Annotated in this window: 12 protein-coding genes; 4 read left to right on the top strand and 8 right to left on the bottom strand. The window is 38.5% G+C overall.

The annotated features are described in order from the left end of the window. Position 1 precedes the first annotated feature (1 nt). The 4 genes from PZ892_RS07615 to pyrE all read right to left on the bottom strand — a co-directional run bounded on the left by PZ892_RS07615 (position 2) and on the right by pyrE (position 3,410). Positions 2–925, bottom strand: a complete 924-nt coding sequence (locus PZ892_RS07615) for a hypothetical protein (RefSeq protein WP_277712650.1) — start codon at positions 923–925, stop codon at positions 2–4. 145 nt (positions 926–1,070) lie between these two features. Then, positions 1,071–1,373, bottom strand: coding sequence for a hypothetical protein (locus PZ892_RS07610; RefSeq protein WP_277712649.1), 303 nt, complete (start codon positions 1,371–1,373; stop codon positions 1,071–1,073). 987 nt (positions 1,374–2,360) lie between these two features. Then, entirely contained in the window at positions 2,361–2,759 is a 399-nt protein-coding gene (locus PZ892_RS07605) for an SRPBCC family protein (protein ID WP_094282002.1), read from the bottom strand. Between the two features lie 3 nt (positions 2,760–2,762). Beyond that, positions 2,763–3,410, bottom strand: a complete 648-nt coding sequence (gene pyrE / locus PZ892_RS07600) for an orotate phosphoribosyltransferase (protein ID WP_094258087.1) — start codon at positions 3,408–3,410, stop codon at positions 2,763–2,765. Positions 3,411–3,432: 22 nt separating this feature from the next. On the opposite strand from pyrE, the gene PZ892_RS07595 reads away from it, so the two are divergent. Then, a complete protein-coding gene (locus PZ892_RS07595; RefSeq protein WP_277712648.1) occupies positions 3,433–4,020 on the top strand; it encodes an NUDIX domain-containing protein in 588 nt (195 codons plus the stop codon). Between the two features lie 54 nt (positions 4,021–4,074). Here the strand turns inward: PZ892_RS07595 and PZ892_RS07590 are convergent, their stop codons facing one another. From PZ892_RS07590 to PZ892_RS07580, 3 genes are all read right to left on the bottom strand, one after another. Then, a complete protein-coding gene (locus PZ892_RS07590) occupies positions 4,075–4,719 on the bottom strand; it encodes a gluconate 2-dehydrogenase subunit 3 family protein (RefSeq protein WP_277712647.1) in 645 nt (214 codons plus the stop codon). 10 nt (positions 4,720–4,729) lie between these two features. Further along, positions 4,730–6,463, bottom strand: coding sequence for a GMC family oxidoreductase (locus PZ892_RS07585; RefSeq protein WP_277712646.1), 1,734 nt, complete (start codon positions 6,461–6,463; stop codon positions 4,730–4,732). Positions 6,464–6,810: 347 nt separating this feature from the next. Next, positions 6,811–8,436 (bottom strand): ATP-binding cassette domain-containing protein, encoded by a 1,626-nt coding sequence (locus PZ892_RS07580; RefSeq protein ID WP_094258091.1) that lies wholly within the window; start codon positions 8,434–8,436, stop codon positions 6,811–6,813. Positions 8,437–8,661: 225 nt separating this feature from the next. Here PZ892_RS07580 and PZ892_RS07575 point away from each other — a divergent pair, with 225 nt between their 5' ends. Further along, on the top strand, positions 8,662–9,036 hold the full coding sequence (locus tag PZ892_RS07575) for a PEGA domain-containing protein (RefSeq protein WP_094258154.1): 375 nt from the start codon (positions 8,662–8,664) through the stop codon (positions 9,034–9,036). A gap of 50 nt (positions 9,037–9,086) precedes the next feature. Here PZ892_RS07575 and PZ892_RS07570 read toward each other — a convergent pair whose 3' ends face one another. After that, positions 9,087–10,040, bottom strand: coding sequence for a hypothetical protein (locus tag PZ892_RS07570; RefSeq protein ID WP_277712645.1), 954 nt, complete (start codon positions 10,038–10,040; stop codon positions 9,087–9,089). A 224-nt stretch (positions 10,041–10,264) separates the two neighbouring features. On the opposite strand from PZ892_RS07570, the gene PZ892_RS07565 reads away from it, so the two are divergent. Further along, positions 10,265–11,716 carry an alanine/glycine:cation symporter family protein gene (locus PZ892_RS07565; protein ID WP_182498721.1) on the top strand — a complete coding sequence of 484 codons (1,452 nt, stop codon included), beginning with the start codon at positions 10,265–10,267 and terminating at the stop codon, positions 11,714–11,716. 349 nt (positions 11,717–12,065) lie between these two features. Further along, positions 12,066–13,385 (top strand): Na+/H+ antiporter NhaC family protein, encoded by a 1,320-nt coding sequence (locus PZ892_RS07560; protein ID WP_277712644.1) that lies wholly within the window; start codon positions 12,066–12,068, stop codon positions 13,383–13,385. Position 13,386 lies beyond the last annotated feature (1 nt).

The following is a 13,386-nucleotide window of genomic DNA, read 5'->3' as shown; positions in this document are numbered from 1 at the left end:
CTTAGAATAGTATATCGATAAACAATTCACTCTTTTTACCTTCAACACCAGGTGTGAAATCCTTTGGCACCTCAGTACCTTTCAGAATCTTTCCGTTTTGATTCATCAATATGAAATTCAAGGTCCAATTTCCCGTCATCGTATAATTCACTACACCATGGTAAAAGCCATCTTCTACCTGTGTTAAATCCTTGTTATTGGGCGAAGAGTGATTCCCCATAGAGGGCTCAGGCATCCTTGGATCCAACTTCAAGGTAAAGCCATTAACCATGGAATAATCAAACTGACCAGGATCAGGAAAAGTCCCCACGGGTCCGCCCTTGGGCTTATTATATTTATAAATCCCAGCAACCAATGGATTCTCAGCAACCTTGGGATTTCGTGGACCTAATAAGGCGATAAAATATTCCTCATCATCATTCCCAATAAAACTGGTCATATTCAAATTCTTGTTGCTTTGTTCCTTGACAGTAACAACCTCATTTAAATTAATTTCCTGATTCCCAATCTTCGCCTTCAGGTATAGATTCCATTTATATTCTGCCGAACTTATATCTGAATACACAGCATATCCTGCATAAAACTTATCCTGTTGATTATACTTTAATAGATATTGATGGGGAGTTGAAACTGCTTTTTCTTGTCCCTTATTTAAAATTGGAAGAAACCGCAATTCCGCTGTATTGATTTCAGCATTATTTTGTTTATTAAAAACTCTTAGATGAAGTTCATTATAACCCTTATAAAACGTTCCATTCAAAGCTTCAATACTAATTCTATACCCATCCTTCTCAAAAGAATAAGCCTCTTTGAATTCTAATTTCTCAGGTTCTTTTGTGCCTATTTCTGCTTCATAATCTGTTTTTTCTTTGGTACAGGATATGAACAATAGGAACAGAGAAATAAAAACGATTATTTTCTGCATGATAATAAAGTGTTGTAATTAAATAATTATTGAAGTGTAGCGATATAGATTTGATGGAATGATGACAACATAAACAGCAACGTATATTACCGTTGGCATCATATTACAAAAACATCAAATTATTGCTGATTCCTAAAGCATGGAATTATGCAATCGGAGGACGAAATATTGGGGTATTGAACTGATAACTATATTCAGAAATATAGATAGGAAGAGGTTTCTCAAAAGGTTCCTCGATAGTAACTGGCTTAATTAGCGTACTAAATTCCTTATGAACATAATGCGAGCTAAATTCATAGACCACAAAATTCTTCTTGGATTCCTTTTTCTCTTTTTCCTGGATTTTCTTCATCAAGATACACTGTCCATTACAGTGCAAGTCTGGGCGACTCTTATTGATACAATTTGCAATATAATCAGGAAGGTGAATCTCATATTCCATCGTCATGATACTGCGATAAAAGGACTGCAGTGTCAAACTTACTAAGAGAATATATGTAAAAAAGAGTTTCAAACCTTGTTATTGGTATTTAGCAAATATGCCACAAAGATAAGGAAAGATTTTATCATAATAATAAAGATTATCTAAATAAGTATCCAGCCTGGTAGGGGCATATCGCATACGCCCATCCACGAAAATTTACACATTCATTAACCAGCCCCATCGGGGCGACATATTTGTATCAACCGTGGCAGAAAACAAAGAGCCCGCTCCCCAAACAGCAATCGCTAAAGCGATTGCTGTTTGGGGAGCGGGCTTATCTTCATGTTACATTCTTTTCTACAAACATTAAACTCCTCCGGAGTTTCACTCCTCACAGCCCACATTCACCCTATATTTTAAAACACAAAAGGCTACATATTTCTACAATACCTATCCCCCAAAAACAGAATCCGCATCTTCGATGCGGAATGACAATTACATAATTACATTTGGATTTTTGGGGAAAAGGTTCTTCGGCTTTGCTGAAAAACCTTTTCCCCCCTAAACCCCAACACCATTTTCCTGTCTTTCTGAGCGTAGCGAAGAATCTATTTCTATCCAGCCCGGTAGGGGCGTATCGCATACGCCCTTTTAATATTTAATATTTAACCCATTCCATTCAACCTATAATTAACTGTCGTATCGCATATTCCCATTTACGAATATTTACACATTCATTAACAAGCCCCAGAGGGGCGATATATTTGTAGCAATGGTCATTTTCCAATATACCAGCCCCAGAGGGGCGACATATTTGTAGCAACCCAAAGGAATAAAACATAGAGCCCGCCCACCCAACAGCAATCGCTTTTAGCGATTGCTGTTGGGTGGGCGGGCATATTTTCATGTTACATTCCTTTCTACAAACATTAAACTCCTCCGGAGTTTCTCCCAACAAAAAAAGAGCAATTTTCATTGCTCTTTTCTTATATCATTCGGATAATACTAACACTATCCTAATACTTCTTTCAATTTACCGACTTGAAAATCAACCAATTTCTGAAGAGGGCCTGATGCCATCATTTTCATCATCATATTTAATCCAGCTTCGATTACGAAAGTTGCATTGGTACTGTTTTCCGATGTAGGTTCCAATTTCCAACGTAAGGTCAATGGAAATGGTGCCTCCTCGATAGGAACACTTACCAATTCTTTGTTCTCTAGGCGTTCACTGATACGCAATGATAATTTAGCCATGTTCTTGATCGTAAATCTCGCCTCATCAGCGGTAGAGGTCCACTTCTCAATGTTCTCAGGCATTAATTGCTCATGATGATTCATATCAGCAAGAAAGGCATAAACCTCAGCAACAGGTTTGTTGATTTCTACGGTGTTTTGAATAATAGTCATAGTTTATGATTCTGGATTCCAGTTAGCAGGATCAATTTTCCACTTCTCTAATAGTTCAATATCCGATTCAAGGATATAACTATTTGAAGCAGCAACATGAATTAAGGCATCATAGTTACACAAACTGTGGAAAGTACATTTCGCCTCCTCAAAGTTCTTACGAGCAACTTCTAAGCCATAGGTGAAGATTGAAACCAATCCAACAACATTACAGCCCGCATCTCGCAACGCTTTAACCGCTTGCAAACTGCTCTTGCCGGTAGAAACTAAATCCTCAATCACAACAACACGTTGTCCACTGATAACCTCGCCTTCAATTAAATTCTGACGACCATGGTCCTTCGCACTGCTACGAACATAAGAAAAAGGTAAACCTAAATCTTGCGCTACCAAAACGCCCTGAGGAATCCCAGCTGTAGCAACTCCCGATATCATATCAACCGACCCAAACTCCTCTTGAATCAATTGGGATAGCTTCTGACGGATATACGTACGGATCGCAGGATGCGATAATGCAACCCGATTATCACAATAAATTGGTGACTTCCATCCAGACGCCCATGTAAAAGGGTTTTTAGGTTGTAATTTTATTGCTTTAATTTGCAATAAGGATTCAGCAACTTTTTGTTCAACCTCATTTAAATAATTCATGGCACAAATTTATAAAATTTATATGAACCAATCTCTGTTAATTTTGGCAGATTTTACCCCTCGTATTAAAGAAAACGTTCAAACAATTGGTTTACAAGACATTGATCTGGAAAAACTTTTCAACGATTCCGCTCATAACTCTGATAAATCCGTTTACCTATACATACATCCTGACATCAGAAAAGTTTTTAAAAAGATATTATCAACAACCCGAATTATTAAAGCTGCAGGCGGATTGGTAACCAATGGGAATGGTGAATACCTTTTTATTCACAGATTAGGGAAATGGGACCTCCCGAAAGGTAAGGTGGAAGAAGGTGAAAAAATGAAAGATGCTGCCCTCCGTGAAGTCGAAGAAGAATGCGGCATCGAAGTCGATTACCTCGGCAAAAAAATCGCTACAACCTATCATACCTACTATATGCGCAATAAATTTGTGCTTAAACAAACGAATTGGTACAATATGGGCGTCAATAAAATCCCAAAACTTACCCCGCAACTCGAAGAAGATATTGATCAGGCTGAATGGTTAAAAGCATCCGACCTTAAAAAAGTTAAAGACAATACTTACCCATTAATCTTGGAAATCGTCGATACGATTAAAAAATAAAAAAGCAAAGGAGCTGAAAAATCAGCTCCTTTGCTTTTTTATTTTTTAAAAGACTTATCCAAAGAACTTCTCCGGATCAAAGCCATATTGTTTCAACACATCGGCCGGAACCCCATTCCAAACTCCGGGTTTATTACCTTGGTATCCGATATCCTTTACTCCCATCTCACTGGTAAAAAATCCAGTGGATGTCAGGTCGCGCATCAATGAGAAAAAGGAAACTCCTTGTGCCATTTCAGGCTTTGCTTTTTGAGGATATGCAATCTCATCCACAATGGCAATCTGCTCCTCTTTCTTGCATTTTAGAAAGGCATTTCCATATGTCTTTTGACACTGAACATCAAGCCATTTCAATCCTCCACGTAAAGGAGTTTGATAGCTTGGGATATCCTTCGACATAAACTCGATAAAAGCCGGAACTCCTGCCTCTGAAGCACTGCCGGATACCTCATCCTTCGGAATAATAATATCAACTAAAACAGTAATCGTAGCCAGCTCATGGTCATTAAAAAACTTCTCCGCCATTAAGGCTTCGGTTCTCTTATATTCAAACTCCTGAACTCCAGGTAACTTATCTGAATTGCCAGCAGCAACCTCTCCAGTTTGTTTCGCACTTTTATCATCCTTACATGATGCAGCCAAAACACCTGAACCTGCCGCAAGTAGCCCTAAGGCTTTTAGTGAATCTCTTCTATTCATCGCTCTTGGGTTATGCTAATTTTTTATTCTCTTCTAAAATATATTCTGCCGTACGCATCGACAACGCTAAAATCGTCCAGGTAAGGTTTTTATCTCCTTGTTGCACAAATGGTCCCGCATCAACTACATAAACATTCTTACAGTCATGCGCTTGACCCCATTTATTAAGAACCGAAGTCTTTGGATCATTGCCCATACGCGTAGTTCCTCCTTCATGAATAATCTTTCCTGGAGCCTCCAAGCCATACAAAGTATCTGCACCCGGAATATTTGAAGTGACAATAGCGCCCATTTCATGCATAATAGATTGAAAAGTCTCCTGCATATGTTTTGCCTGTGCAATCTCTTCATTTGCCCATTTATAATGGAAACGAAGCACTGGAATTCCAAACTTATCTACCTTATTCGGATCGATCTCACAGTAATTATCCTTTCTCGCCAAAGCAGTACCACGACCAGCCATTCCTACATTCGCGCCATAGAAACGACGATAATCATTCTTTAATCCTGCTCCATAGCCCCCCATCTCCTTCTTCTCGCCATTCTTCCCAGGAACCATTCCATTGACACTAGGAACCCAGTTCATAAATCCATAAGATGGCATATGCAACCCACCACCATACTCAATATGATAACCTCTAGGGAAATTCAATTTCTTATTATCACCCCACCATGGTGAATAGATATGTACACTACCGGTACCATCCTCATTATATCTTTTTCTATCTAATAATTCAGGGATAAAACCGCCTAAACTAGCACCTGTAGAATCATGGAGATACTTCCCTACTAATCCACTGCTATTTCCAATTCCTCCAGGATGTGATTTTGATTTAGAGTTCAATAATAAACGAGCACTCTCACAAGCACTTGCGCCTAAAATCACCTTCTTCCCTTTTACTGAATATTCTTGCAAATCTTTGGTATCAACATACGATACGCCAATTGCTAATCCTTCATCATTCGTTAAAACCTCACGAACCATCGCGTTATCAATAACCTTCAAGTTCCCGGTTTTCATCGCTGGAATAACCAAACATGAGGAGGATGAAAAGTCTCCATACACCTTACAGGACCTTCCACATTGTCCACAATAAAAACAGGTTCCCCGACCTTTAATTTCTGAAGATGACTCGGTTAATACCGCTCCACGTCCCGGAATAACCGGAACTCCCGCTTTCGCGGCTCCTCTATGAATGAATAGTTCATTTAACCTTGGCTTAGGTGGTTTCATAAAGATCCCATCAGGCTCATTATGAATTCCTTCTACTGTACCATAAACACCAATCATCCTATCTACGCGGTCGTAATAAGGTTTTACTTCATCATAGGAAATTGGCCATGGATCAGTGATTCCATCTGTTGGTTTGAAATCATCAGGTCCCATACGCAATGAAATCCGGCCCCAGTGATTGGTTCGACCGCCTAACATCCGCGCGCGAAACCATTCAAACTCTGTCCCCGCAACTTTACTATAGGGTTCCCCATCTAACTGCCAACCGCCATAGGCCGCATCAAAATCACCAAATGGTCGTGTAACTCCAGCGCCGCGACGCAGAGATTCCCAAGGCCAACGCATTTGTAAGGCATCTTTCGCCGGATCAAAAAATGGCCCCGCCTCTAACATCAAGACTTTAAGACCTGCATTCGCTAGAATATAGCCCGCCATACCCCCTCCAGCTCCTGATCCAACTACAATGGCATCAAAAACCTCAGGATTTTCTTTTATTTGAAAAACACTCATATAATTTTGTGATGATTTAAATTCGGTTTAACTGATCGCATTTGTCTGCTTATACATTTTAGCAAACCTAAATATAGTAATTCTATCCTCTTTTTCAATAAATCAACTCATAAAATTTTTGATACCTTTTGCCCTTAATAATTATTAAAATAGTAAAGACATGACGAATCATTCCTTAAAAGATTATTAAAAGCTGAACTCCTTTCCTTATTTCTTACCAATCACCCCCATAAAAATTCCCAAATTCAAGCCAGCAAGTAACAAGAGCAAATTTTTATTCCTTGAAATTTGAGCAATAAAAAAAGGGACCTGATGTTTAGGTCCCTTTTCCGTAGTATTAATATTGTTTATCTATACATTTCTTCGCGTTGTGCCTTTACAGCATCGGAATTAATGTATTCATCATAGCTCATCAACTTATCGATAATACCATTAGGCGTAAGTTCGATAATACGATTTGCTGCAGTTTGTGTCAACTCATGATCTCGTGAAGTAAACAATACAGATCCTCTGAAATCATTGATTCCATTGTTCAAAGCCGTAATTGACTCCAAATCCAAGTGGTTGGTTGGCTCGTCGAATATCAAGAAATTCGCTCCTTGAAGCATCATTCTTGAAAACATACAACGCATCTTCTCACCCCCTGAAAGAACTGAACATTTCTTCAATACTTCCTCTCCTGAGAACAACATCTTACCTAAAAACCCACGGATAAATTGCTCATCAGCGTCAGGTTTGGTGGTGTAATCTCTCAGCCAGTCTACAAGGTTCTCCGTACGGCCATCAAAAAATGAAGCATTTTCAATAGGCATATCGGCTGGAGTAATTGTAATTCCCCACTTAAATTCACCAACAAAATCTTGATCCCTACCTGTAAGAATATCATAGAATGCCGAAGTCACCAAGTTGTTTTCTGCTAGAACAGCAATCTTATCCCCTTTATTGATCATAAAGCTGATGTTCTTAAAGTATACTTCACCATTGACGGTCTTACCTAAGTTCTCTACAGTCAGAATTTGATCTCCTGGCTCTCTATCCATCAGATTGAACATAATCGCTGGATATTTACGGTTTGAAGGTTTAATATCTTCAATATTGATCTTATCCAAAGCCTTTTTACGAGAGGTAGCTTGCTTAGATTTGGAAGCATTAGCTGAGAATCGACGGATAAACTCCTGCAATTCCTTCACTTTATCTTCCATTTTCTTGTTTTGGTCAGCACGTTGTTTTAATGCTAATTGCGACGACTCATACCAGAACGTATAGTTACCAGAATAAATAGTCATCTTACCAAAGTCAATATCCACAATATGCGTACATACTGCATCCAAGAAGTGACGGTCGTGAGATACTACCAATACGATCGCTTCATAGCTAGCAAGGAAGTCCTCTAACCAAGCGATGGTATTAATATCCAAGTCGTTGGTAGGCTCATCCAGGATTAAGATATCTGGATTACCAAATAAAGCCTGTGCCAAAAGGACACGAACTTTTTCATTACCATCCAACTCCTTAACTAATTTATAGTGTAGATCTTCTTTAATCCCAAGGTTACTTAATAAGGTCGCTGCATTACTTTCAGCATTCCAGCCATCCATCTCTGCAAAAAGGCTTTCCAATTCACCAGCTCTTTCACCATCAGCATCAGAGAAATCTTCTTTCATGTAGATTTCATCCTTTTCTTTCATCACCTTATATAGCTCTTGGTTACCCATCATTACCGTTTCGATAACTGGGAACTCATCAAATGCGTAGTGGTTCTGATTTAATACAGACATCCTCTCCCCCGGAGTGAAGGCTACTGATCCAGAAGTAGGATCTACTTCTCCAGAGATAATTTTTAAAAAAGTCGATTTTCCGGCACCATTCGCTCCAATAATACCGTAACAGTTTCCAGGAGTGAACTTTAAGTTGACATCTTCGAATAGGACACGTTTGCCATAACGAAGAGATAAATTCGAAACGTTAATCATGTCGCAAAGATACAGTTATTTATTGAGTTTGGGAAGGTAGTAATCTGGCCTTTTTATCGCGTGTTCTTGACGAATTTTTCCGCAACTAACTCAGCTTCATTTTGTTTCGTGAACATTATGAAACAGTAGATTAATTTTATTGAAATTTTTTAAAAAATACTCTTAAACCTTTCATAAATTGCGCAGTCAATAGGATATACTTTAACAATTATTAATTATTTTAACATGAAAGCAGTATTTTTAATTGCCCTAGCATTTATTGTTTTATTCACAAGCTCATGCGGAACTATTTTTACGGGAACCAAACAAGATGTAATGATCAAATCGTTTCCAAGTGGTGCAAAAATCCAGGTGGACGGGATAGATCGAGGTGTCACTCCTGCCACTGTGTCCTTGAAGAAAGGATTTAATGGTCCAGTCATTACGTTAACCAAAGACGGTTATGAAAAGTACCAGTTCAATCCTGAAACTACATTTAACACAGTTTCCATTTTGAACCTCCTGGGCATGGTAGGTTGGGCCATTGATGCTGCAACTGGGGCAATGATGAAATATGACCCTAAATTCTATGAACTAGAATTGAAACCAGCAAATCAATAATTTTTAGATTTATCGGAAAAATGCCATGATTTAATAAGCATGGCATTTTTTTATAGTCTTTCCAATTCAGAAGCCAATGCTTTTAAATCCTGCTTCATCAAATTGATATTTGACTCCAGTTGATCATACATGTCTGCGCGGTTTTCTAACTGCTCACTCGTATACTCGCCCCCTTCTCCAAAATAAAGCTCCAACATCTCCTCCTCAGACCCCTTCGTTATCTGCCCGAAACTACTCCATTTCTGAATAATCTGCTCCCGTAGTGAAGTCTTGATTCCATTCTCAGGACTTGAATAATTCAAATAATACCAAACCGCAGCCGGAAAATTCTTTGATGTCGATGCTCCAAACCAAACATCCTTTAATGCATTTCGCTTATGGAAGAAATCGGTCTTCTCATCATTCAATAACATCATGACCCCAAATGTGGCCTCTGCAACACCCGTTGAAATACCAACCACATGACTGGCCGTCTCTTCTTTTATCACTCCTTCAGTAAGAATAGCTCCCAAGGCACCTACAACAATCGCTGCAACCGTAAGCTTCGACTCCTTCTCCTGAATCTTCCCTTCCAGGTAATTGGCAACCTGGCTCGTCCGCTCCTCTTCACAATCCATCTCCGATGAAATAGCCGAAATCTCTAAGGATGATGTATTGATTTTTTGATCTATTGCTTGCTTTAATTCCAATAAGGTCAGTCGATAATTCAAATCCTCGCCCTTGGGATTCTGTTTCAATTCAACATATTTACTCACCAGATCCAAAATCCCGATAGCATTAGCCATATTCAAACTGTTAAAAGAAAGCTTCTTATCTAACAATGGTGATATCTCCTGTTCATGCAATGGGATTGGCAAACTATCCTCCGTATACTCATAAACATTCTGCTGATTACAATTACTATGATGCAAGAGGTCCCTTATCTCCAGATTCTTAACTGACCGACAAGAACTGATCATAAGACCAATAAATAGAAATGCAAAGATGAGGATGGACTTATTCATAGGCTAACTTGCGAATAAAGAAATAAATAATAAGACAATATTCCCGCTTGCAATTGAATTTTCCAAAATTAAATTACTTTTTTTCGATGATTGACAATTCCTTAATTATAGCTTTCATCGCAATATCATTACATTTTGTCCGATAATTTATTTGCGTTTTTTTCTAAAAAAAACCTTTACTTTACACAAATAATTAATGGCTAATAACTATTTAAACCAAATTAATGGATAATATTATCTCCTCGGTCTCCAACTTGGTGTGGAGCGATGTCCTAATTTATTTGTGCCTTTGCACAGGTCTATACTTCTCAATCCGAACCGGATTTCTCCAAGTTACTTACTTAAAAGATATGCTCAGATTACTTTTCGCTAAGAAAAAATCTGATGAGGGAATATCTTCCTTTCAGGCCTTTGCTCTGGCTATTTCCGGTCGTGTGGGTACTGGAAATATCATTGGGGTGGCTACTGCGATCTTTTATGGCGGCCCAGGTGCTATTTTCTGGATGTGGGTAATCGCATTCTTAGGATCTGCATCCGCATTCGTGGAAGCAACTTTAGGACAGTTATACAAACAAAAAGAAGGAAATGAGTTCCGCGGAGGTCCTGCTTTCTATATTGAGAAAGGTTTAGGCGTGAAATGGTATGCAGCAATATTCGCAATTCTAACCATTATCAGTGCCGGATTACTTTTGCCAGGTGTACAAAGTAATGCTATTGCTTCCTCGGCATTTAACGCCTATCAAATCCCAACCTCCTATACCGGAATGGCAGTAGTTGCCCTATTGGTCTTGATCATCTTCGGCGGTGTGAAAAGATTAGGAACTGTTGCTGAGTTTGTTGTTCCATTTATGGCGGGAGGTTATATTTTGATGACCTTGATTATTATTGCCTTAAACTATCATCAAATTCCGGAAGTCTTTGCATTGATTTTCAAAAGTGCTTTTAGTTTAGATGCTACTTTTGGAGGTATCATCGGAATGGCAATCGCTTGGGGTGTAAAACGTGGTATCTACTCAAACGAAGCGGGTCAAGGTACTGCTCCACATGCTGCAGCTGCAGCTGAAGTATCCCACCCTGCCCAACAAGGTCTCGTACAAGCTTTTTCTGTATATGTAGATACCCTATTTGTTTGTACCGCAACAGCATTGATGATTCTATTCACCGGGATGTATAATGTTACAGAGGTAGATGCCGCTGGTCAACCCACAACGCTGATTGTAGAAAATCTATCCAATGTTGATTACAATGGCTTTACCCAAGCAGCGGTATCCCATCATTTCCCAGGTTTCGGAAATGGATTTGTCGCAATTGCCCTTTTCTTTTTTGCATTCACCACCATCATGGCGTACTTCTATTATGCCGATACAAACATTGCTTATTTGGTGAAAAATGAAAAAACCAGAAAAGTAATTGGTTGGATTTTCAAAATCGTATTCTTATTCACTGTATATTTTGGAACGATTAGAACAGCCGATACAGCCTGGGCCATTGGAGATATTGGTGTTGGATTAATGGCATGGACAAATATTATTGCCATTCTTTTATTGAGCAAAATAGCCATGAAAGTTTGGAAGGATTATAAAACAAAAAGAAAACAAGGCATCGAAGATCCTAGCTTTGACCCTAAGGAACTCGGTATCAAAAACGCTGATTTCTGGGAAAACAACCAAGATTAAGATGAACCCACATTAAAAAAAGCGAGACTTGATAAAATATCGAGTCTCGCTTTTTTTAATGAATCCCGAAGCAGGTAGTAGCAAAAACTAAAACAAATGCCACTAATAACAACAGAATTAAAGTTGTCAATGGGGTTCTTTTCATTTCAATTGTTTTACGTTTATTTTGGTGATTGTAACTAAAGTTACACATTATTTCGGTTTAGCAAAGCATTAAGCCTTTGAAAATCAGTTTTTAATACATAATCTATAAAATTAATATAGCTAATAACATTCTATATTGACCTTGTTTTCATGGGGTTTGTGATTATTATACTACTTTTGGAAAATTTTTACTTAATCTAAGCTTATGAATAAAGGCAGTATTTGGGCCTTATTACCATTAATCCTCTTTGTAGTGATATACTTTGCAGGATCTTTTATTTTAGGTGACTTCTATGCATTACCAGTATTGGTTGTGTTTGTATTATGTCTGTTTGTCGCATTTTTTCAGTTTCCGAAAAAGCCTTTTCAGGAAAAATTGGTAAACTTTGCCCTAGGTGCTGGCAATGAAAATATCTTGATTATGATCTTGATATTTCTTCTTGCAGGTGCATTTGGTGAATTATCAAAGAACATCGGTGCGATTTCTTCAACCATTAACTTCGCCCTCACCTATATCCCACCGCAATTTGTGATATCAGGATTATTCTTGGTTTCTTGCTTTATTTCTACCTCTCTTGGTACCTCTGTGGGCACGATCGTAGCTCTTGCTCCAATTGCCGTAGGACTCGATGAAAACATCAGCGGAATTATGCCTATCGCTTTAGCATCCGTTATTGGTGGATCCATGTTTGGGGATAATCTTTCCTTTATTTCGGATACGACCATTGCCGCCACTAGAACACAAGGCGTCGGTATGAAGGAAAAATTCAAAGTCAATTTCAAAATGGTCCTTCCTGTAGCCATTGTTGTCATGATCATTTATGCCTTTCTGGGAAATCAAATGCTCCATAATACCGCAGATATGAATGTCGGAGACTTTGAATTAGTTAAAATCTTGCCATATATCGTGGTATTTATCTTAGCTCTTTCTGGATTGAATGTAATCTGGACACTGGGTATAGGTATTCTATGTGCTGCAGTAATTGGTATAACAACTGGATCAATAGACTTCTTAACCATCCTAAAATCAATAAACGATGGCTTTGCGGGAATGTTTGAACTCAGTATCTTATGTTTGATTATTGGGGGTGTTGTTGGAATCATTCGTATGAATGGCGGGATTGACTACTTGCTGAATACGGTCACCAAAAGAATCAATTCCAAAAAAAGAGCCGAACTCAGCATTGCTTTTTTAGTGAGTTTAGTCAATATGGCAATTGCTAATAATACCATTACCATTGTTATTGTTGGACCAATCGCCAAAGATATTTCGGATGAAAATGGACTACAGGGAAGTCGGGTAGCGAGTATATTGGATACAATTTCTTGTTTTGTTCAAGGTCTGGTCCCTTATGGAGCGCAAATCTTGGCCGCATTAGCTGCTGCAAACGCTGTATTATCCGAAGAACAAGGAAGAGAACTCTTATCTCCAATTGATATCATGCAATATTTATACTATCCTTTCCTAATGGGAATCGTGGCTTTCTTGTTTATCTTATTCAGAAAAGAAAAAGAAACTGCATAAT

The sequence above is a fragment of the Sphingobacterium sp. WM genome, assembly GCF_029542465.1.
Lineage (GTDB): Bacteria > Bacteroidota > Bacteroidia > Sphingobacteriales > Sphingobacteriaceae > Sphingobacterium > Sphingobacterium cellulitidis.
Note: the sequence above shows the minus strand (reverse complement) of the source record. Positions and strands in the feature narration are given on the sequence as shown.

What these genes read in the sequence shown, in the direction of transcription:
- PZ892_RS07575 (WP_094258154.1), top strand. Translation starts at nt 8,662, where the DNA reads ATGAAAGCAGTATTTTTAATTGCCCTAGCATTTATTGTTTTATTCACA.
- PZ892_RS07570 (WP_277712645.1), bottom strand. Translation starts at nt 10,040, where the DNA reads ATGAATAAGTCCATCCTCATCTTTGCATTTCTATTTATTGGTCTTATG.
- pyrE (WP_094258087.1), bottom strand. Translation starts at nt 3,410, where the DNA reads ATGAATTATTTAAATGAGGTTGAACAAAAAGTTGCTGAATCCTTATTG.
- PZ892_RS07605 (WP_094282002.1), bottom strand. Translation starts at nt 2,759, where the DNA reads ATGACTATTATTCAAAACACCGTAGAAATCAACAAACCTGTTGCTGAG.
- PZ892_RS07615 (WP_277712650.1), bottom strand. Translation starts at nt 925, where the DNA reads ATGCAGAAAATAATCGTTTTTATTTCTCTGTTCCTATTGTTCATATCC.
- PZ892_RS07610 (WP_277712649.1), bottom strand. Translation starts at nt 1,373, where the DNA reads ATGACGATGGAATATGAGATTCACCTTCCTGATTATATTGCAAATTGT.
- PZ892_RS07585 (WP_277712646.1), bottom strand. Translation starts at nt 6,463, where the DNA reads ATGAGTGTTTTTCAAATAAAAGAAAATCCTGAGGTTTTTGATGCCATT.
- PZ892_RS07580 (WP_094258091.1), bottom strand. Translation starts at nt 8,436, where the DNA reads ATGATTAACGTTTCGAATTTATCTCTTCGTTATGGCAAACGTGTCCTA.
- PZ892_RS07595 (WP_277712648.1), top strand. Translation starts at nt 3,433, where the DNA reads ATGAACCAATCTCTGTTAATTTTGGCAGATTTTACCCCTCGTATTAAA.
- PZ892_RS07590 (WP_277712647.1), bottom strand. Translation starts at nt 4,719, where the DNA reads ATGAATAGAAGAGATTCACTAAAAGCCTTAGGGCTACTTGCGGCAGGT.
- PZ892_RS07565 (WP_182498721.1), top strand. Translation starts at nt 10,265, where the DNA reads ATGGATAATATTATCTCCTCGGTCTCCAACTTGGTGTGGAGCGATGTC.
- PZ892_RS07560 (WP_277712644.1), top strand. Translation starts at nt 12,066, where the DNA reads ATGAATAAAGGCAGTATTTGGGCCTTATTACCATTAATCCTCTTTGTA.